The organism is Pseudoalteromonas sp. SCSIO 43101, from assembly GCF_023650775.1.
Taxonomy (GTDB): Bacteria; Pseudomonadota; Gammaproteobacteria; order Enterobacterales; family Alteromonadaceae; genus Pseudoalteromonas; species Pseudoalteromonas apostichopi.
Genome location: NZ_CP072674.1, coordinates 759,569 through 780,621, shown reverse-complemented (window position 1 = coordinate 780,621; position 21,053 = coordinate 759,569). Strand labels below are relative to the sequence as shown.

The 21,053-nt window shown below is 40.5% G+C and carries 16 protein-coding genes; 10 read left to right on the top strand and 6 right to left on the bottom strand.

Features of this window, described 5'->3' with window-relative positions; genetic code table 11:
* Positions 1 to 54: 54 nt before the first annotated feature.
* The 6 genes from J8Z25_RS20510 to J8Z25_RS20485 all read left to right on the top strand — a co-directional run bounded on the left by J8Z25_RS20510 (position 55) and on the right by J8Z25_RS20485 (position 7,915).
* Positions 55 to 786 carry a transglutaminase-like domain-containing protein gene (locus tag J8Z25_RS20510; protein WP_004588887.1) on the top strand — a complete coding sequence of 244 codons (732 nt, stop codon included), beginning with the start codon at positions 55 to 57 and terminating at the stop codon, positions 784 to 786.
* Positions 773 to 1,675, top strand: a complete 903-nt coding sequence (locus tag J8Z25_RS20505; protein WP_004588886.1) for a cation diffusion facilitator family transporter — start codon at positions 773 to 775, stop codon at positions 1,673 to 1,675. The genes J8Z25_RS20510 and J8Z25_RS20505 overlap by 14 nt, the downstream gene beginning before the upstream one ends.
* 55 nt (positions 1,676 to 1,730) lie before the next feature.
* Positions 1,731 to 2,081 (top strand): hypothetical protein, encoded by a 351-nt coding sequence (locus tag J8Z25_RS20500; RefSeq protein ID WP_004588885.1) that lies wholly within the window; start codon positions 1,731 to 1,733, stop codon positions 2,079 to 2,081.
* Between the two features lie 83 nt (positions 2,082 to 2,164).
* Positions 2,165 to 3,382 carry a TolC family protein gene (locus J8Z25_RS20495; RefSeq protein WP_008468875.1) on the top strand — a complete coding sequence of 406 codons (1,218 nt, stop codon included), beginning with the start codon at positions 2,165 to 2,167 and terminating at the stop codon, positions 3,380 to 3,382.
* Between the two features lie 64 nt (positions 3,383 to 3,446).
* Complete coding sequence (locus J8Z25_RS20490; RefSeq protein ID WP_002962258.1) at positions 3,447 to 4,703, top strand: efflux RND transporter periplasmic adaptor subunit; 1,257 nt, start codon at positions 3,447 to 3,449, stop codon at positions 4,701 to 4,703.
* An 11-nt stretch (positions 4,704 to 4,714) separates the two neighbouring features.
* The gene (locus tag J8Z25_RS20485) at positions 4,715 to 7,915 is read left to right on the top strand and encodes an efflux RND transporter permease subunit (RefSeq protein ID WP_250662150.1); all 3,201 of its coding nucleotides are present in this window, start codon (positions 4,715 to 4,717) and stop codon (positions 7,913 to 7,915) included.
* Positions 7,916 to 8,163: 248 nt separating this feature from the next.
* Here J8Z25_RS20485 and J8Z25_RS20480 read toward each other — a convergent pair whose 3' ends face one another.
* Positions 8,164 to 8,787: a tyrosine-type recombinase/integrase gene (locus tag J8Z25_RS20480; RefSeq protein ID WP_004589486.1), complete on the bottom strand. Its 624-nt coding sequence runs from the start codon at positions 8,785 to 8,787 to the stop codon at positions 8,164 to 8,166.
* A gap of 321 nt (positions 8,788 to 9,108) precedes the next feature.
* Between J8Z25_RS20480 and J8Z25_RS20475 the strand changes: the two genes are divergently transcribed.
* Positions 9,109 to 9,828 carry a PI-PLC domain-containing protein gene (locus J8Z25_RS20475; RefSeq protein ID WP_058155173.1) on the top strand — a complete coding sequence of 240 codons (720 nt, stop codon included), beginning with the start codon at positions 9,109 to 9,111 and terminating at the stop codon, positions 9,826 to 9,828.
* 165 nt (positions 9,829 to 9,993) lie between these two features.
* On the opposite strand, the gene J8Z25_RS20470 is transcribed toward J8Z25_RS20475, so the two are convergent.
* Together J8Z25_RS20470 and J8Z25_RS20465 are read right to left on the bottom strand one after the other, a co-directional pair.
* On the bottom strand, positions 9,994 to 12,405 hold the full coding sequence (locus J8Z25_RS20470) for a TonB-dependent receptor (RefSeq protein WP_130052570.1): 2,412 nt from the start codon (positions 12,403 to 12,405) through the stop codon (positions 9,994 to 9,996).
* A gap of 196 nt (positions 12,406 to 12,601) precedes the next feature.
* Positions 12,602 to 13,870: a Xaa-Pro dipeptidase gene (locus tag J8Z25_RS20465; protein ID WP_130052569.1), complete on the bottom strand. Its 1,269-nt coding sequence runs from the start codon at positions 13,868 to 13,870 to the stop codon at positions 12,602 to 12,604.
* A 147-nt stretch (positions 13,871 to 14,017) separates the two neighbouring features.
* On the opposite strand from J8Z25_RS20465, the gene J8Z25_RS20460 reads away from it, so the two are divergent.
* The 3 genes from J8Z25_RS20460 to J8Z25_RS20450 all read left to right on the top strand — a co-directional run bounded on the left by J8Z25_RS20460 (position 14,018) and on the right by J8Z25_RS20450 (position 16,933).
* Positions 14,018 to 15,841 carry a DUF885 domain-containing protein gene (locus tag J8Z25_RS20460; RefSeq protein WP_250662149.1) on the top strand — a complete coding sequence of 608 codons (1,824 nt, stop codon included), beginning with the start codon at positions 14,018 to 14,020 and terminating at the stop codon, positions 15,839 to 15,841.
* Between the two features lie 70 nt (positions 15,842 to 15,911).
* Positions 15,912 to 16,409, top strand: coding sequence for a YcgN family cysteine cluster protein (locus J8Z25_RS20455; protein ID WP_130052567.1), 498 nt, complete (start codon positions 15,912 to 15,914; stop codon positions 16,407 to 16,409).
* The gene (locus tag J8Z25_RS20450) at positions 16,409 to 16,933 is read left to right on the top strand and encodes an RNA methyltransferase (protein ID WP_054552060.1); all 525 of its coding nucleotides are present in this window, start codon (positions 16,409 to 16,411) and stop codon (positions 16,931 to 16,933) included. The genes J8Z25_RS20455 and J8Z25_RS20450 overlap by 1 nt, the downstream gene beginning before the upstream one ends.
* Before the next feature lie 26 nt (positions 16,934 to 16,959).
* On the opposite strand, the gene J8Z25_RS20445 is transcribed toward J8Z25_RS20450, so the two are convergent.
* The 3 genes from J8Z25_RS20445 to J8Z25_RS20435 all read right to left on the bottom strand — a co-directional run bounded on the left by J8Z25_RS20445 (position 16,960) and on the right by J8Z25_RS20435 (position 20,967).
* On the bottom strand, positions 16,960 to 18,696 hold the full coding sequence (locus tag J8Z25_RS20445; RefSeq protein WP_130052566.1) for a hypothetical protein: 1,737 nt from the start codon (positions 18,694 to 18,696) through the stop codon (positions 16,960 to 16,962).
* A 100-nt stretch (positions 18,697 to 18,796) separates the two neighbouring features.
* Positions 18,797 to 19,750, bottom strand: coding sequence for a carbohydrate kinase family protein (locus tag J8Z25_RS20440; protein ID WP_130052565.1), 954 nt, complete (start codon positions 19,748 to 19,750; stop codon positions 18,797 to 18,799).
* Positions 19,750 to 20,967, bottom strand: coding sequence for an AGE family epimerase/isomerase (locus J8Z25_RS20435; RefSeq protein WP_130052563.1), 1,218 nt, complete (start codon positions 20,965 to 20,967; stop codon positions 19,750 to 19,752). Before J8Z25_RS20435 ends, J8Z25_RS20440 begins: the two co-directional genes overlap by 1 nt.
* Positions 20,968 to 21,053 lie beyond the last annotated feature (86 nt).

The window sequence follows — 21,053 nt, the reverse complement described above, 5'->3', positions numbered from 1 at the left end:
CACCAAATGAAGATAAACAATCAACCTTTGGTTGTTCAAAGTAAGGAAACATCAATGAATAGCAAATATCTAGAAAAAACCAAGATAGTAAATTTTGAACACTCTACAATTCAATCATTAATTTCTGAGCGTAATTGGCAAGAACTCGATGACTTCAACAAAATTGGTGCAGCCTACCAATTTGTTAAAGATGAAATATTATTTGGTTACAATGAGAGTGATGATATTTCAGCAAGCAGTGTTTTAGCCGATGGTTACGGACAATGCAATACCAAGGGTAACTTGCTGATGGCTTTGTTACGAGGATTAGGTATTCAATGTCGTTTTCACGGCTTTACTATTGAGCAGCGATTACAAAAAGGAGCTATTCCAACTTATGTATTTTGGTTAGCACCTAAATATATCATTCATAGTTGGATTGAAGTTTATTTCAAGGATCGTTGGATAAACTTAGAAGGCTTTATATTAGATGAACAATATTTAAGTTCACTACAGCACAAATTTAGTCAAATAAAAAACGAATTTTGTGGTTATGGTGTTGCAACAAAGTGTTTCTCTTCGCCAGATACAGATTGGCGTGGTCAAGATACCTATATACAAAAAGAAGGTATTCATGATGATTTTGGTGTTTATAATTCCCCTGATGAGTTTTATCTCGAAAAAGGAACTAACTTATCAGGAATCAAACGTTGGATGTATCAACGAGTGATCCGTCACTTTATCAATTTTAACGTAGTCAATGTAAGAAATTTAAAAGTTCTTGAGGTGGAAAATGCACAATCATAGCCATAGCCATTCGCATGGAAAAGACGACCGTATAGGTTGGACATTTTTCCTTAATGTTTCATTTACTATTATCGAATTTATTGGTGGTTGGCTAACCAACAGTACCGCTATTATGGCTGATGCTGTACATGACCTGGGTGACAGTTTATCTATAGGATTCGCTTGGATACTGAGTCGTTTCTCGGATAAAGAAGCATCCGATAGATTTAGCTATGGCTATCGTCGTCTTACCCTGTTTGGCGCATTAATTAACAGTATTGTATTAGTTATTGGTTCTGTCTGGGTGCTATTTGAAGCAATACCAAGATTATCTAATCCTGAAATGCCAATGGCTGAAGGAATGTTGGGTCTTGCATTACTTGGGGTTGCTGTTAATGGGTATGCAGTATTTAAACTAAAAGCGGGTAAAACGCTGAACGAAAAAGTACTTACGTGGCATTTGCTTGAAGACGTACTTGGCTGGGTTGCAGTCCTAATTGTTTCTATCGTGCTGCTTTTTGTAGATCTACCAATATTAGATCCTTTGCTTTCTATAGGCTTTACACTGTTTATATTGTTTAACGTTTTGAAAAACCTGAAAACAACATTGGCACTATTTCTTCAAGCTACACCTGATGAAGAAGTGCAGAATAATATTGAAAAAGCGATAAAGGCTATACCTGAAATTAATGGGATTCATCATATGCACTTTTGGTCATTAGACGGGGAAAGTCACGTATTAACTGCTCACCTAGAGTTAGCCCATAACTTTGAGGTTGATAAATTAATTAGGCTAAAACAACAAGTGGCTAAGGAACTTTCTTCTTATAATTTATCTCATACAACCATTGAGTTTGAGTTTCCTCAAGAAACTTGCCGTGACGAGCATGAAAAACATGCGCATGGCTAGTTTAGAAAACCTTTTTTTGATATTATAATTTTTCATATTTAAGTAGGTGTTTATTTTGAAATTCAATGTTGCGTTAAAAATACTATTAGTCGTTTCGATTGTTTTGCAATCGTTAACTGCTGTTGTATCCGCAACACCTGAGAATCACCAAATAGATATAGAGCACCTTCAAATTCAACATGATCATGCAGATGATCGAAATGTCTCAAATGATAATGTAGGTGATGAGCAGCATAATGAAAAAGATTGTCATCACTGCGGACATTGCAGTGGCAGCCACTTATCTTGGATTTTAGTCAGTAATTCAAATACCACGGGCAAACTAAACATTATCAATAAAACGCCTTATCAAATTGATCAAACAAGTACCTTTCTTGAAGCGATACTTCGTCCGCCCATTTCTTAATTAGATTAATTTTTAATGACCTATTTATCCTTTAATAATGGATAAAGGTTTCGTGTTTATTAATTTTAAAATTAAGAATTTTTATGTATATATATTTAAAAAATGCAGGTTTAGTCCTGTCTTTATGTATGGCTGTGAGTTTTTCAGTTGCCACTTATGCCAAACAGAAAAGTATTTCATGGCTAGATAGTCAAATAAATAAAGATCCCGAAGTTGTTGCGGCTAAAGAGTTACTTAATGCAAGTAATCATAGAGCCAAGAGCTTAACTAAAGCCGTATATAACCCAGAGCTTGAAGCAAGCTATGAAAAAGAGGGTGATTTTGATAATTATTCTATTGGTATCAGTCAAACGATTGATTTTTGGGATAAGCAATCAGCAAATAAAAGCATTGGTGAAATTGGTGTTTATGCAAACCAGCAACAATTGTTATCTCTACTCGATTCTAAAAAGGCTAACGCTTTAACTGCAATAGTTAATTGGCAAGCAGCAAAAAAGGTGGCTCAGTTACTTTCAGTAAGAGAAAATCAATTACAAACGCTCGTTGGAATTATTGAAGATAAGCGAAAAGCAGGACTTTTAGAGCCACTTGACGCTGAACTGGTTTATTTAAACTTGTCCCAAGTTTTCAGTGAAATATCTGAGTCGCAAATTGCTTTGAAAAATGCAGAGGTAAATGTTCAGGAGTTATTGCCTGATTGGACGCCTAATACTACCAATTTGTTTTCATTTACTTTTGGAGCAACAAACTATTCATTTAACTCTCAGTGGGTTGAGGAACATCCAAAAGTTAAACTCGCTAGAGCGCAATGGAAGATAAAACAATCTAAAGCTCAACTAACCACTATGGAATCTAAAGCCAATCCAACCATTGGAGTTAACGCAGGGAAAAGTGGAGATGAAGACTTGATTGGCGTGACTTTCTCAATGCCTTTAAATATCAGAAATAACTATTCAGATACTGTTAAAGCCGCTTATTCAGAAGCAATTGCAGCAGAGGCTAACTTTCGGTCGGTTTATCGAAAGCAGTCATTTGAAGCAAAAGCTAATTATGAATCGCTTATTGTCAGTAAAAAATATTATGAGCAATGGCAAAAACTGACAAAAGGCAGATTAGATAGCAGCGAAAACTTATTAAATAAGCGCTGGGAAGCTGGTGACATTAATACTTCTGACTACTTACTTGCATTAAATCAACGTGCGGAAGGGCTTCATGCAGGAATACGTTTGGAAAATCAATTCAAGCTTGCAGAAATATCCTTCATTTTAAGTATGGGTCAGTTATCCAAATTTGAGATTTGAGCGCTTTGTTTTTTCAGTAGCGAAAAACGAAATCTTAAATTTATTAAAAATATAGGTTACAAAAATGAATACAGTAATTAGTAAAAAATTTTTAGCCGTAGTAATTAGCTGCCTGTTAGTTGGGTTTACTACAAATCATGATGCTTTTGCACAGTCGTCAGATGGAACTGGTTCTGTCACAAACGTTTCGAAACAAGAAGAAAAAGAACATCAAGATGAGCATGAACACGAAAAGGGACATGAAGAAGATAAAGGTGACCATGACGAGCACGGCCATGAAGGTGGTAATAAAGAGGGAGAAGAAGGACATGAAGAAGGTATCACTATTGATCCAAAGAAGATGTCGCTTGCTAACATTAAAGTGGAAAGTGTTAAGCCTGAATATCAATTTAGCTCCGTATATGCACCTGGCGAAATAAAAGCTAATGGCTATAAAAGTTATGTGGTATCACCACGTACAGAGTCAGTCATTATCAGTCGCCATGCAGCGCTTGGCGAGTATGTAGAAATAGGTCAGAAGTTAGTTACATTATTTAGTGAAGCAATGGCACAAGCACAAGCTGACTATTTAATCGCTTCAACCGAATGGCAACGTGTAAAAAAGCTGGGTAATAAGACGGTGAGTGAAAGTCGATTATTACAAGCTGAAACAACATACAATGCGAGCTATGGCAAGCTCATTGCTTTAGGGTTAACTGAAAAAGCAATAAATGGTATTTCTAACAAAGACATTAAAGCATTTGGACAATATGCATTAACGGCGCACCGTGAAGGTGTCGTGCTTCAAGACGACTTTATCCAAGGGCAACGTGTTGATGCTGGGGATTCAGTCATGTTGTTAGCTGATGAAAAACAACTATGGGTTGAAGCAAAAGTTTCTCCAAATAAAAAGCTAAATTTATCAATTGATTCTCCTGCGGTACTTAAATTAGAAGGCCAGAGTTACAATGCCAAAGTTATCCAAGAAGCCCATACAATTGATCCCGTAACTCGTACAAGAATTATTAGATTGGGGGTACAGAATGCTGATGATAACCTTCATTCAGGTATGTTTGTAAAAGTTTACTTTCAGTTTGCCACAAAGCAGAAAGTGATGGCTGTGCCAGAAGAAGCATTGATCCGCAGCGCAGATGGTGATTGGACCGTATTTGTCGAAGACCACCCTGGAGAATTTAAAGCTGTAGAAGTAGAACTAGGCCGAGCCTTAGGTGATTTTAGGGAAATCATTGGCCTTGATAGTGGGACGCGAATTGTAACCAAAGGCGCATTTTTTGTTGCTTCTGAAATCGCTAAAGGCGGATTTGATCCGCATAACCACTAAGGAGCAAGACTATGTTTAATAAAATAATAGATTGGTCTGTTAATAATAGACTCCTGATTTTGATTGCGCTGTTTGCCACAATTGTCGGCGCAATTATGGTTATACCAAAACTAAATTTAGATGCCTTTCCTGATGTTACTAATGTTCAAGTTGCTGTAAATACTGAAGCGCCAGGACTAGCTGCTGAAGAAGTTGAACAACTCATTACGTACCCCATTGAAGCGGTCATGTATGCCTTACCTGATGTAGAACAAGTGCGCTCAATTTCTAAAACAGGCTTGTCTGGCGTCACGGTTGTTTTCAAAGAAGGCACCGACATTTACTTTGCAAGACAACTTGTATTTGAGCGTCTTCAAGCCGCAAAAGAACTGATACCAGAAGGTGTCGGCACACCCGAAATGGGGCCAAACACCTCAGGGCTAGGCCAAGTATTTCAGTACCTTCTTATTTCAGATAAAGATGCAGGCTATGATGCTATGGCACTCAGGAGTCTCAATGATTGGGTAGTAAAATTACTCGTTATGCCTGTCGATGGTGTTACTGATGTACTCTCCTTTGGAGGTATTGTTAGGCAGTACCAAGTAAATGTAGATCCATCTAAGCTTCTTTCTTATAACCTAACGCAAGAAGACGTTGTTGGTGCCCTAGATAACAACAATGCCAATGTTGGCGGATGGTATATGAACCGTGGGCAAGAGCAGCTTGTTATTAGAGGTGCAGGTTGGTTTGAAAGTGGTGACGCTGGTATTAGTAATATCAAACAAGTTCCCGTCAAAACAGTTGATGGGACAGTTGTGACGGTTTCGGATATTGCTAAAGTTGAAATGGGCAGTGAAATTCGTCAAGGTGCTGTCACAATGACGCGCAAAACCGAAGACGGTAAAGTCGAAAATTTAGGTGAAGTTGTCTCTGGCATTGTCTTAAAACGCATGGGGTCTAATACTAAAGCCACCATTGATGGTATCAATGCAAGAATCCCATTGATTAATCAAGCATTGCCTAAAGGTGTTCGCTTTGAACCATTTTATGATCAGACTGATTTGATTGAAAAAGCCGTTGATACAGTAGTTGATGCACTATTACTAGCATTTATTTTCATCTGTATTGTATTAGCACTATTTTTAATGAATATACGTGCAACCTTCCTTGTCCTAATATCTATTCCAATTTCAATTGGTATCGCGTTAATGATCATGGCTTGGTGGGGCATTTCTGCAAACCTTATGTCATTGGGTGGCATTGCCGTAGCCATTGGTATGCTAGTTGATGGTTCAGTCGTGATGGTTGAAAACATGTTTAAGCATTTAAATAGACCAGACTCTACCCATTTAAAAACTGTAAAAGAAAGAGTGCCTAGTGCTGATACTGATCCACATGATGTAGAACAAGATGAGCATGGTATTAAGTTACGTCTTCAAAATGCGGGTAAAGAAGTGGCTCGTCCCGTATTTTTTGCAGCTTCTATTATTTTAGTCGTATTTACGCCTTTATTTAGCTTTGAAGGTGTTGAGGCAAAGTTATTTCAACCTATGGCAATAAGCATCATTTTAGCTGTTATATCTGCTATTGTGGTTGCGTTGTTTGTTGTACCCGCTTTAGCTACTTATTTATTTAAGTCAGGTGTAAAAGAGAGGGAAAGCTTTGTTCTTAGGCCATTAGACAAACTCTACAGAAAAGGGCTTACATTCGCACTAAAACGCACCAAATTAGTCATTTCAGCCGCACTTATATTAGTTTTCTCTGCCTTTGCATTAGTTCCATTAATTGGTACTGAATTTGTACCTGAGTTAGAAGAAGGGACGATAAACTTAAGAGCAACGCTTGCACCTTCTTCCAGTTTAGATACCGCGCTCACTGTGGCACCAATTCTAGAAGAAAAACTAATGGCTTTTCCTGAAGTAACCTATGCATTAAGCCGAATTGGTCGAGCAGAAATAGGTGGAGACCCAGAGCCTGTGAATAACATCGAAATTTACATAGGGTTGAAGCCTGTTTCTGAGTGGACCAGTGCATCTAATCGATATGAACTTCAAGGAAAAATGGAGAGATCTTTAGAAGAATTCCCTGGGTTGCTACTCAACTTTTCTCAACCTATTGCGACTCGTGTCGATGAGCTACTATCTGGTGTTAAGGCTCAGTTGGCGATAAAGTTGTTTGGGCCTGAACTTGAGGTACTGGCGGCTAAAGGTCAAGAAATAGAAACAGCAATTAAAAACATTGAAGGTGCAAGGGATGTTGCATTGGAGCAAATTGCTGGTGAAGCGCAATTGGTGATAAGTCCTAACAGGCAAGAACTATCACGCTTTGGATTGTCTGTGAGTGACATAATGGAGGTTGTGCGTGATGGTATTGGTGGTGTTGAAGCCGGACAAATAATCAATGGTAATGAACGTTATGATATTTACGTTCGCATAGAGGAAGAGTACCGAAGTAACAAAGAAGCTATTGCTGATATTCGGCTTCAATCACCTACTGGTGCTTGGGTGCGGCTGGGTGACGTAGCCTCAGTCTCATTTGAGTCAGGCCCACCACAAGTTAGACGCGATGATGTACAACGAAGAGTCGTTATCCAAGCAAATGTACAAAATCGAGATATGGGAAGCGTGGTTGCCGATATCAGAACGGTAATTGCTGAAAAGGTTGACTTACCTTCAGGTTATTCTGTTTCGATTGGCGGCCAGTTCGAAAGTCAAAAACGTGCTCAAAATAGGTTAGCTATAGTTGTACCTTTATCGTTAGCACTAATCGCACTACTACTTTACTTTGCCTTTGGTTCTGTTGGTCAAGCTATGCTGATATTGGTCAACGTGCCGCTTGCTGTAATTGGCGGAGTTTTCTCCTTATATTTATCTGGACAATACTTGTCTGTACCAAGCTCCGTTGGCTTTATTACCTTATTTGGTGTAGCGGTATTGAATGGGGTCGTTATGGTAGAAAGTATCAACCAACGTATTAAAGACGGTCTAGAAGCATCTAAAGCCGTTTTTGAAGGCGCTACTTCAAGATTAAGACCTGTACTTATGACTGCTATAACATCAGCTTTAGGTTTGATACCGATGTTAATGTCTAATGGTGTTGGTGCAGAAATACAGCGCCCATTAGCGAGTGTTATTGTTGGCGGCTTGGTAACTGCAACACTGTTAACATTATTTGTTTTACCTGTTTTATATCGCTGGTTTTCAGAGAAAAAAATAAAAGAGCTATCCAGATAAAATTACTGTGAACTCTAACCCCACGCTAAAGTCACGTTTAGCGTGGGGTTATTGAGTAGATGAACGAAAAGAAAGATTAGATTTAACAATAAACTAATAGTCATGACTGCTTTGTCGGAATATTTGTCGTTAAACAGGCCAAAGCTAACTTCCGCTTTCGTATCTTTGCAGTCTTAATCTCTATGTGTCTCAAGGTCGGATTATGGCACGTGCCAGACTCTAACTTCGAGTCTGGCTTAGGTTCAAATTTAAGCATCGATCTGTTCTGATACTTCTAACGCATCATCAACTTCTATTCCCAAGTACCTGACAGTGCTCTCTAGTTTTCTATGGCCAAGTAGAAGCTGACAGGCTCTTAAATTTTTAGTTTTTTTGTAAATTAGTGATGGTTTGGTACGTCTCATTGAATGAGTGCCATATTGAGTCTTATCTAACCCAATTGAGGTGACCCAAGAGTCAACTATACGTCCATATTGACGGGTTGAAAGGTGTTCAGAGGAATGAATTCGTGACTTAAACAAGTAATCATAAGAATTGAGAGTAAATTGCTCTATGAGCGCCACAATTGATTTCCTTGTATTTCCAGTAATTTCAAATTGAACAGGCATACCAGTCTTTTTTTGAACGACTATTGCCCGTGATTGGATTGCTTTACCATGTGCAATGTCATTAACTTTTAGTGAAACTAAATCACACCCTCTTAGTTTGCTATCTATGGCTAGGTTAAATAGTGCTAGATCTCTTATTTTATGAAAAAGTTCCAGTCGTATTCGGATAGCCCATATTTGCTGTAATTTTAGAGGTAACTTTTGTCCTACAAGCTTATTTTTATTCCAAGGCTCTTTAGGCTGATATATAGTTAACTGGTGCATTAGTTGTACTCCGGTGTTTATGGAGTTTTAAGCTTAGCTCGCTACAAAAGAATTCGGGTATGAGCGAGGAGCGGACACTGAAAAGTTAAATTTATTATTACTTCTTTGAGTAAGAGCCTAATTCTGTTCGATAACATTATTAAACGCCGCTTTGGGGAAAAATAACATGCTTAATATCTCGCTATTTTAATTACTTGTTTACAAAGGAAATTATTGGTGAAATTATCGGGGTATGTAATATACGCCGTTTTGGTGTGTTATAAACCACCAAAACGGTGTTCAATAAGCTGTTAGCCATTAATTCATACGTACGGAGTTTATATGCTTACCCATTCCTTCGAAGACCTGACTCAAACGTTTAGAGTTCTGCTTGAATCGAATCAAAGATTAAAACAATTAATTGATATTGATAGAGCAGAAGCCGTGGGTACTGTGGAAACTGCAATTAACGCAAAATTAAATGCATTCCATAATTTATATGATTTGATGGCGCAAGAATTAGGAAAGCCAGTAGATTGGTATTCAGTCCCTGAACTTTGCATAATTCTGGCAATTCGCAATGCTCGCCACCATAACAAAGCAAACAGAATTAGAAGTTTATGGAACTACCATAATCAAGTTTGTGAAAAGCCTACAAACAAAAAGAAGTATCTATACGTAAATTCTGTTGTACCTGAAGAGGAAGAAGGTGGAGGGTACTTTGATATACCTCTATCTTGGTCTGATTTAGACGATTTGTTAACTTTGCCACGAAATGAATCAAGATTGAGAGCTAATGCTAGAGATCTAATTCGTAACTATTTAAATGCAGATAAATTTGAAGAAGAGGCAAAATCTTTAGGTTTCAGTAAATCTCAAATATTTTTCAACTTTGTGCCTTTGTCTCTGAATGCAGGAATTGCATTGCACCCATTTGTGAAAGAGCATGTGACACCTGATTCAGTAGAGTCTGAATTTTTTTTACAGCACTTTGAAAATACAGCCTCAGCACTGACTAAAGAACACGACTATCAAGAGTTCACATTTTCACTACCAGAGTAAATGGCTAACAAGAGTCTAAGGTTACGACAGTCCGCAAATGGCACAAAGCCGTCCTTCAGCTCTAACTCACTACTGTCCAAAAACAAGTTACTAATCAAAATCTCGCACTAAACAAACAAAAAAGCGCGGCTTACTTAAGCCGCGCTTTCTACTCATTATTCACAATTAAAGTGTGTAGCTAAAGGTTAATTTAGCATTACGCTCTTCTCCTGGCATACCGCCTAAGAACATTGCTTTTGAGTAATAGGTTTTGTTAAACAAGTTATTTAGGTTTAACTGTAGTTTCCAATCATCTGTTTGGTATTGAATGGCGGCGTCGTACACCGTGTAGCTCGGTACGTAGCCATCAGGAATACCAAACGAGGTTGAGTTTGTGCTGCGGTCATCAACATATTGCACGCCTGCGCTAATTGTCAGTGGCTCGGCTAAATTAAACCATTTAGCGTCATAGCTTAACCAGCTGCTTGCTGTTACATAAGGCACACCTTTTTGGCGAGTATCGAAAGATGATGAGTTAGGGTTTTTCTTATCGCGAGCGTCTTGATACACCGCATTTACGTTAAGTTTCCACTGCTCGTTTAAATCGGCATTTAAATCAAGTTCAACACCTTTGGTTTGCTCTTCACCATCGTAAAAGCTTTTTGGTACTGAGGCATCAGATACACCGGCTTCATAATCTGGGTTGGCATACTCAAGGTTTGTACGAGCACTATCAAATACCACCAGTGAGGCCAGTAGTTGATCGTCAAAGGCTTTTACACGCATACCAATGTCGTTACTGACTGATTCTGCGTCATCGCGGTCAGCTTCGTTACCCGACACACTACCAAGCACGCTGTAGGCTGTGCGACCTTTAGAGTGGTTTACAAAGAACGAAATATCATCGCTAAGTTTGTATGTTGCACCTAGGTTGTAGGTCATACCGCTGTCTGATGTATCTGCTTCTGGCGTTGGCTCGGCGGCACTAGCGCGGTAGCGCGCATCAACGCCAAAGTGTTCGTAGCTTTGTTTAATACGGTTGAACGCAACACCTACTCGGGTTGTGAAAGTGTCGTGAATATAGGCAACATGTTGAATACCTACACCCCAAGCTTGAACCTTTTTGTTGTAATCGCTGGTTTTTAGCGGGTCGTAATCATAAAAGCTGCCTTCGCCCCAGTTCGGGTTACGAATATCAAAAATGTAAGGTAATTGACCTTGGTAAATAACCTCTCCATCTTTATTTTTAATGACTTTGTCGGCATCGTAAATTGAGTATTGTTTAAAACGAATATCGCGGTCTTCGTAGTTGGCGTTTACAAGTAGTTCGTTATCAATACCAGCAAAGCTAAAGTCATAACGCAAGTCAGCAAAGTATTGCCATGATTTTTCGTCAGCTTCTACTTGGCGGTATTCTTGGCGGCGCGCAGCAAATGGGTATAGTACGTCATCAACTACTAATGGAGCGCGCGGGTCAGCATTGATCACGCCATTACGGTTCCAATAAACATAGTTGTAAGCACCCGTTTGGCGGGCAAAGCTCGATTCGTAATTACGGTATTGTAGTTGCTGATTTAAAAATAAATTATCAGTAATGAAGTAGTTATGAGTTAATTTAAAGCGTAGTTCTTCGCCTTCGTTATCATTCGCCATTGGCGAGATAATACCGTTATGGCCAAAGGTGTAAGGTGTTAAGCCATCATTTGCTGCCAGTGAATCTGCTAATTGCTGGCGTTGCTGATCGGTTAGTTGCAGGCCTTTTGCCGTTGCGTCGTTAATTAAATCAGCAGCGGTTACTTCACCTGCGGTTTTACCATTGACTGAGTCGCTGTTAAAAATACGAATAGGGTGGCCAATTGAATCAACGGCAATGGCATCTTTGATATAAGCGGCAGAAATCATGATGTCTTGTTTGTCGCTTAATACGTATTTTAACGCGCCATAAATTTCATCACGGTCGTCTTTTAAATCGCGGTAGCCATCGCTGCGAGCTGTTTTTGCGTTAACGCGATAAGCAAGGTTGTCGGTTAATGCTGCTGTACTATCAAAGCCTAGTGAGTAGCTATCCCATTGACCAAGCTCAGCATTAACGGTGTGCTGTTCAGTAAATTGTGGTTTCTTTTCAATCAGATTGATAACACCACCTGCGCTACCCATACCATATAAGCCCGTTGCTGGGCCTTTAAGTACTTCTACAGATTCAACATTGGTCATTGAGCGGGTTGGGTTAAAGGTGTTACCTAGGCCTGCACCGCCGTACATGCCATCGTAAGTATAGTTAGCGCCTAAACCGCGGATCACTAAGTTATCGCCAATACCGTAGTTATTACCGGCTTGGGTTACACCACTGATGTTACGTACTAAGTCTTGTAAGTTTGTTGCGCCTTGCGAGTTGATAAGCTCTTGATCAACAACCACAACTGGCGCTGGCGTTTCCATTAGGGTCATATTTGATTTAGTGGCAAGGCCAGATTCAAGTACTACACGGTTTTGTTTATCGTAAACGGTAATACGTTCAACTGAGTTTAAATCGTTGGCGGTTGCATTGAATGCGCTTAAGCAGGCTAGGGCTAAAATTGAGTATTTATGTGTCGTCATTATAGGTAATTAGTCGAAGTTTTTCGGTAATGATAATGCGATCTATTTTCATTTCAAGTTTTATTTATCTGTTTTGGGTAATTTCTCATTCTAGGCACAGGTTGTTAACAATTGGTTTTATGGTTGGTAATTTTGTTTACGATATAGATACAAGTGAGGGTTGCTGACTTCACTCATGCAAAGCCAGCATGTTAGCTTATTTAAAAACTTTGCCGTCTTTCATAACAAATTGTACATCTTCAAGTACTGCAATGTTTTCAAGCGGGTTGCCTTTAACGGCAATAATATCGGCTAAGAAACCGCTTTTTATTTGCCCAAGTTGATCATCAGCTTTAAGCAGTTTAGCGCTGTTGATAGTGGCAGATTGCAATGCTTGCAGTGGTGTCATACCAAATTCAACCATACGCGAAAACTGCTTCGCGTTATCGCCATGTGGGTAAATCGCCGCATCGGTACCAAATACCATGTTCACTCCTGCTTTTACTGCACGGCTAAAGCTATCGCGTTGCTTTTTAGATACTTGGCGTTCTTTGTTGAGGTTTTCTTCTGCAACCCCATTTTGTTCACCAAAGGCTAGGGTGTACTCAGTGTTGTAAATATCCATTGAGAACCAAGTACCGTGCTTTTTAGCAAGTTTAATGGCTTCGTCATCAACAAAACTAACGTGTTCAACACTGTCTACACCGGCAACAATGGCCGCTTTAATACCACTGGTACCATGCGCATGGGCTGCTACAGTAAGGCCACGTAAATGAGCCTCGTCAACAATGGCGTTCATTTCGTCTTGGCTATATTGTTGAATACCGACTTTTGTGCCTTTTGAGAATACACCGCCTGTTGCACAAAATTTTATGGCATTAGCACCGTACTTAATGTTTTCACGTACTTTAGCGCGCACGGCCCATGGACCATCAGCAACGCCCTCGGCGGTGTATTTCATTTCTGGTGGCAAACGGTTGTTATCGCAGTGACCGCCAGTAACACCTAACGACGGGCCTGCAGCCCAAATACGTGGGCCAACAATGTCGCCTGCGTTAATGCCATCGCGAACTGCAATCACGCTGTAGCCTTCTGCGCCTAAGTTACGCAGCGTTGTAAAACCTGCATACAGTGTTTTTTCGGCAAAGTGCGCCGCTTTGATTGCTTTACGCGGAATCGATTGACCAATTCGCTCACTGCGCGGCACGGTAGGATCGCTTGTTAAATGCACATGCATATCCATTAAACCTGGCACCAAAGTCAGCTCTGGTAATTGAACATGCTTATCGCCGTCTTTTAAATTCGGCTGTTTATTGCTTTGTACAGCTGTAATTTGACCATTATCTATACTAATAAGTGGTGATTTAATCAGTTTACCTGAATTTACATCTACCATGGCTTTTGCCGATAAGTAGGTTGTTGCATGGGTATTTAAAGAGGTTAGGCAAGTAAGGCCTAGGCTAATCGCAAGAACTGTCTTTTTCATTTTTATTCAAAATTGGTAAGTCGAGTCGCCACTCTAGCAATCAGCCTGCAAAGTGTAAATAAACTGCGATAAGTTACGGCTATACTTGCTAAATAGGGAACTAAACCCTCATAATTTACGCGTACTTAATATAAGGGCAGGGAAAGAATGAAAAACGTAAAACTAGCACTACTTAGTTCGGCAGTGATGTTTGCATTACTTGGTTGTAATGAATCAACGCCAACAAACGAAAAACCAACCACTTCGGTGAGCAAACAAGCGCCTAGCGCAAGCTCAGCTACAGAGCAACTTGATACATTACTAGCAGACTACTTTGAAGCAGGCCTAAAGTTTAATCCAATTGGCGGTACTTACATTGGCCGTAGCGAATATAACGACCAATTTATTGCACCTATTAGTAAAGCAAACCGCGACGAGCAGCTTAACTTTGTTAAAGAATACAAAAACAAACTAGCAAATATCGACAAAGCGCAATTAATGGGTCAGTCATTATTGAGCTACGAAATTCTAGCGCGCGATTTAGACCTTGCGATTGAAGGTGCTCAGTTTCCAAGTTACTTAATGCCAATTAACCAAATGGGTGGGGCGCATAATACCTTTGCTGCATTAGGTTCTGGGCAAAGTGCACAGCCTTTTAACACCGTGGAAGATTATCGAGCATTTGAAAAACGTGCTGATGGTTTCATCGCTTGGTTAGACAGTGTTGAGCAATCAATGCGCCAAGGCATGAAAGACAAAGTGGTTCTTCCTAAGCCGCTTGCTGAAAAACTATTACCACAATTTCAAACTCATATTGTAGAAAAACCAGAAGAGTCATTATTCTGGGGGCCAATTGCTCAGTTACCTGAGTCTTTCAGCGACGAACAAAAAGCACAGCTAACAAGCGCATACTCTGCGATGATCAGCGAGCGTTTAGTGCCGGCGTATCAAAAAATGGCTGACTTTTTAGCTAATGAATATATTCCAAATGCCCGTGAAAGCATTGGTTACAGCGACCTACCAAATGGTAAAGCATGGTATGAGTATCAAATCAAACAGCATACAACACTTAGCTTAAACGCCGATGAAATTCATGACATTGGCTTAAGCGAAGTATCGCGTATTTTATCTGAGATGAAAAAAGTCAAAGAGACTGTCGGTTTCGAAGGCGATTTAAAAGCGTTTTTTGAACACTTAAGAACTTCAGATGAGTTTTACTACGATACGCCAGAAGAGTTAATTGCTGCGTACGAAGCAGTAAAAGAAAAAATTGATGCTAAGCTGCCGCAAATGTTCGATATTGCGCCAAAAGCGCCATACGTTGTAAAAGCAGTTGAAGATTTCCGCGCTGAATCTGCTGCGGGTGCATCTTACCAGTCGCCAGCACCAGATGGTTCACGCCCAGGTATTTTTTATATCAATACCTTTAACTTAAAAGCACAGCCTAAGTTTTTACTTGAAACACTGTCTATTCACGAAGCAGCGCCGGGTCACCACTTTCAAATTGCCTTGCAACAAGAAATTGAAGGATTACCGCTGTTCCGTAAATTCGGTGGCTACACGGTATTTGCAGAAGGTTGGGCATTGTATGCAGAAAGCTTAGGTAAAGAGCTTGGTTTATTCACTGACCCTTACATGTGGTACGGTCGTTTATCAGATGAGCAATTACGTGCAATGCGTTTAGTGCTTGATACTGGTTTCCATGCGAAAGGTTGGACACGTCAACAAGGTATTGATTACATGTTGGCAAACTCATCAATGGCCGAAAGTGACATTATCGCCGAAGTTGAGCGTTATATTGCATGGCCGGGCCAAGCGCTATCGTACAAGTTAGGTCAGTTCAAAATTCAAGAACTACGTGACTACGCGAGCAAAGAGCTTGGTGATAAGTTCGACATTAAAGCTTTCCATACGCAAGTTCTGATTGATGGCGCATTACCTATGCCAATTCTTGAAGAGAAAATTAAGCGTTGGGTTAACGAGCAAAAGTAACACGCTAAACTTTGCGCGCATGCTGGCTTTACGCTAGAATGCGCGCTGTTTAGGGGCTTTGAGTAATACCATGTTAGAAGATCAATTTTGGCTTAAGCGCTCGCTTGAGCAAATGTCACAACCCGAATGGGAGGCCATTTGTGATGGCTGTGGTAAATGTTGTTTAAACACATTTATCGACAGCGAAGACGAAGATGAATTTACCGCAACGGATCAACTTCGCGAGGGTGAAGAACTCATCTTCACTAATATCGTTTGCCAATACCTAGACAACGACACCTGTGGTTGCAGCGAATATGAGAATCGTCAAACCTTGGTGCCTTCATGTGTAAAACTCACTAAAGAAAACCTCAAAGACATCTTTTTTATGCCGCAAAGCTGTAGCTACCGCCGCCTTTACGAAGGACGTGGTCTTGCGTCTTGGCACCCGCTACTGAACGGTGGCAGTAAAGACATGATGCATGAGCTAGGTATTTCGGTGCGTGACAAAACAGTTAAAGACTGTGATGTTGACCTAGATGACTTTGACCTTTACGTGGCCGAGTGGCCAACTAGAGACATTGATTAATGAGCGCCCTTAAAGCCAGCATTGGCTTGTTAAACCCAAAAAGCCCAACCAATGTGGGTGGCGTATTACGTGCCGCGGGTTGTTACAATGCCAAGCAGGTGTTTTTTACTGGTAGCCGCTATTTACGTGCCAATAAGTATCACACCGATACCAAAAATGTGCTTGAGCATATTCCACTAACGCAAGTTGAAAGCCTTGAGCAAGCAAAGCCTGAAGGTGCCACAACGGTGGTGATTGAGCTTGTTGAAGGTGCAACGCCGCTGCCTGAATTTAAGCACCCTGAAAACGCATTTTATGTGTTTGGCCCTGAAGATGGCTCGGTTAGTAAAGACGTGCTGAAATGGTGTGATGAAGTAGTGTATGTGCCAACCATAGGCTGTATGAACCTAGCCGCAACCTGCAATGTTGTGCTGTACGACCGACTTGCAAAGCTCGGTGGTATTGAGAGTTCAAACGACACCATTTGCAATAGTCGAGACACCAACAACTCACTTAAATGGCAACAAAAAAAGAGCGCTAAATAACGCTCTTTTTAGATTCAAACTCAAAACTACTTTTTAGTAATTTGTACGTTACTTTCAAGGCCAATACCGTTGTCGGTAATGTCTGTGGCAAAATAAACACCGACAGGTTGGTCGCGTAGCGTATCAAGCTCAGCCATTTCTTCATCAGATAATTGACCCGTTGCAGCAATCGTATCAAGCAAAGGTAATAGGATTTTTTGCACGTCGAATGCCATGTTCACAAAGCCATTTTTAGTGACACTTTGCGACTCTAAAGTCTCGGCAATTTGTGCTGATTTATCGCCCGTGAAAACCACAATATGATTGCCTTTCAGCGCCATTTTAATATCAAAGTTAAGTGGCACTGGCGATGGAATGTATTCATTGATCAACACAGCATCACCATTGGCTGGCAGTTTAATGTTAGCAAGTGGCGGTACAAAACCTTGCGCAATAGAATAAAGGCCATGGGCATCGGTTGCAGATAGAGTAACGATGGCATCAAGCTTATCAATTTGTGGGCCGTTGTAGTCATCAATGGTAAATGCAGCATCTTGAACGCTTACACTCATGCCTTGTACGCCATTTGCAAAACCCGACAGCATAGCAAGTCCAGCAGTACTCACATCTTGCATTTCATTTTGTAGTGCGACAATCGGGCCACAGTTAAACTCAGCTGATTTAATTGCACCGGTTAGCGTATTGGCCAGTGGCAGTACTTTTGCTACATCAATACCATAAGCAACGCTCATCATTTGGCCATCAAGCTGTGTGGTGTGTTTTGGTACAAAACCACGCACGGCTTGTAAAGTATTAAGTAAGTCTTGATCAGTGCTTTGCAGCACTGCTTTTACGTCAAAGTCGGCGTAGTCGGCTGTAATACGTGTTTTTGTTGTGCCTGATACTGTCGCGGGCCATTTAGCGGCAATAGCAGCAATATCATCTTGACACTGTGGTGTTGAAATCGCTGCTAAGACATTTGATTGCTGCGCTTTATCAAGAAGCTCTTTTAGCATCTGGTGTAAACGAGAGTCTTCTTTGCCTGTTACAGCATTGGCGATGCGTTGATGATCGACAAAGCCAACCGAGTTACCATCAAGCGAGAAAGTTTTAATAAGCTCAGGTAGTTTTTTAGTCTCAGCCAGTGATTGAGCTGGTTTTTCTACGCCAAGGGCAATACGTAAGTCTTGATCGTTAGAAAGCGAGGTAGTCAGCGTTAAGGTAGCCCAATTGTTGTGAGCTGATGCTATTAGGTTGAAGTTATCTAGCCCTTCAAGTTCAATGGCAAAGCGCGTGTAGCTAACGCCTTCAAGGCTTTCTGTTGTATAAGCAATACCTGCTTCATCAGCAGCTTGTTTAATACTATTGATAATACTGCTTTGATCTGCGACCTGAAAGCGCACAATAGGCATTAAACCTTGCGCATACATCATCCCTTTGTAGTCGTCACCAAAGCCCCAAATCGATTTAAAGGCATCGTAAGAGCTCAGTGATTGCTGGTATTTTTCCATCAGTGATGCAAGGAATAGGGCATTCTTATCATCAACTGTTTTAAGCTCAGCAATAACGGGCGTTAAATCGCTAGTACCTTTCATTGCATCTGGCATAAGCGCAAAATACTTGCTGTACGGAAACGGCTTAAGTTGACCATAAAAAACCGCCGTATCTGCTGGTACATAAGCAAGCTCAGGTAAATCTACATCAACACTGGCTTTGTTTTGTGAGTACAACAACGCACCTGCAACAATGGCAATCGCGCCCCCAGCTAGAAGCTTATTATTCATAGGATGAATTCCTTTTTCTTTAATTAGTTGAAAAACATACCATGAAATTTAAGCACTCTCCACTAGAGTGCTTAATAGATTTGTAAGCAATTATGAGTGGTTATAGAAGATCTTCGCCGCTAGGTAATGATGCAAAGGCACCATAACGGCTTACAGCAAAAGCGCCGGCTTTAGCAGCGTAAGCAATAGTTTGTTCAATATTAGCTTGCGTTTGGCAAAACTCTTTAAAGCTTTGTTTGTTTTCACAGTGCTGACCAATTCTAGACAGCATACCGCCAATAAAAGCGTCGCCTGCGGCAGTGGTATCAACCACTTTTGTAGCAGGTGGACTTACTTGGCCTTTAAAGTCAGCATGATAAAAGCTGATTGCTTCACCGCCATTGGTAACAAGCAAACAAGTTACACCTGCCTTTAAAATGGTATCAATGGTATGTTCCAGTGGCATTGCTTGATGGCTCTTTTGATTTAAAAACTCAAGTTCTTCAAATGATAGTTTGACGATATCTGCCAGTGAAATAACATGCCACATTCTATCTAGCGTATGGCGCATGCTTGGCCATAGGTTTTCGCGTAGATTCATATCAAAACTACAAATTGCACCGGCTTTTTTCGCCTGAGTTAAGCCATAAATAGTTGTTTGATAGATGTTGTGCTCAGTGAGACTGTTGCTGCATACATGCATAATAGCGTGACTTGCGAACATTGCATGGTCAAAGTCGTCTACGCGATACAGTAAGTCAGCTGCTGGTGGGCGATAAAAGCTAAACGAGCGCTCGCCACTTTCATCGAGTGATACAAACGCCAGCGCTGTTTTAGCAGCATCAGTGAATGTACAGTAATCAGTGTTTACCGCATGTTGGTCAAGCTCTTGTTTAATAAAGTGACCAAACATATCATCGCCTAACATGCCACAAAAGCTGGTGTTTAGGCCTAGTTTTGCAGCTGCAACAGCCACATTGGCAGGTGCGCCACCTGCGTATTTAGTAAATGATTCAGGTTGTTTACCATCTGATAAAAAGTCGATTAATGCTTCGCCAAAACACACTAAACTCATTATGCATTCCTCAAGGTTAAGGTTCTTAATACTTCGTAGCAGGCACCCATAGTATGATAGTCGGTTTTGCCTGCTGGCGATTTTTCGTCACTGTAAGGCAGATTTTCTGCTGATAAAATACGGTACCAAGCACCATATCGGTGATCTACCATATGTTGCCAACTGTACTGCCAAATTTTTTCGTACCATTGCCAATAGCTTTCATCATTTGTGGCATCAGCGAGTAGGGCTGCTGCGGCTAGTGATTCGGCCTGCACCCAAAAGTATTTATCGCTATCACAAATTTGTTTGTCTGGTGCAAAGCCATAGAAAATGCCCCCATGTTGCTGATCCCATGCAATGCTTAGAGTTTCATCAAAAAGGCTTTTCGCCCTAGTCACCAGCCAAGGTTCATCAATGTGGCGGTTCAAAATAATTAACAGTTTTGCCCACTCTGTTTGATGTCCAGGTTGAAAGCCCCATGGTCTAAATAAATGCTGCGGGTCATCTTTATTGTAATCTAAATCAATTTGCCAGTTTTTAGAGTAGTGCTCCCACACAAACTGCTGGCTGTATGCTGCTAGTTTAACTGTGAAAGTTTTGGCTAGCTCTTTCGCGCGCTCTAAATAACGCTGTTCATATGTTGCTTCAAAACACATGAGAAGAGCTTCGCATAAATGCATATTGGCATTTTGCCCTCGATACTCATCTGCACAGCTAAAATCGGCATTTTGTTCATCTAAATAGGCATTATACTTTGGTTCAAAATAGTGTTGCTCTAATAAATCCCATACTTGTGAGATAGTATTTTTACAGTCGCTAACACCAGCTTTTAAAGCAACTGCATTGGCAAGCATTACAAAGGCAAGCCCATAACAATGGTTGGTATCGTCTAAAACACTCACTTTGCCGTTGTTATCTTGTTTTATAAGCCAAGCGTAACCACCGGATGCTTGTTTATGGGCATGTTCAAGGTGGGCTAAACCATGTTTAGTGAGGCTTAAATATTCAGGGTCTTTGAACTCGATGTACGCCATTGCGTAGTTAAAAACAAAGCGTGTACTCGATACTAAATGGCGAGTGTGTTTATCGTAAATCGCGCCATTATTTTTAAAAAATTGATAAAAGCCCGCTAAGCCATGAGCTGAATAATCAACACAGTGTGGGTGATAAAAAGCAAGCGTATCTTGGATATGCTGCTTAAGAAAAGCAGAGCTTTTAAAGTTAACTGTGGCCATGGTCTATCAATAAATCTGTGTTCATCTTGCAACTATAGCAGGAAATAGAAATATTGGAACGTTCCTAGTAAATCTTTGTGCTATTT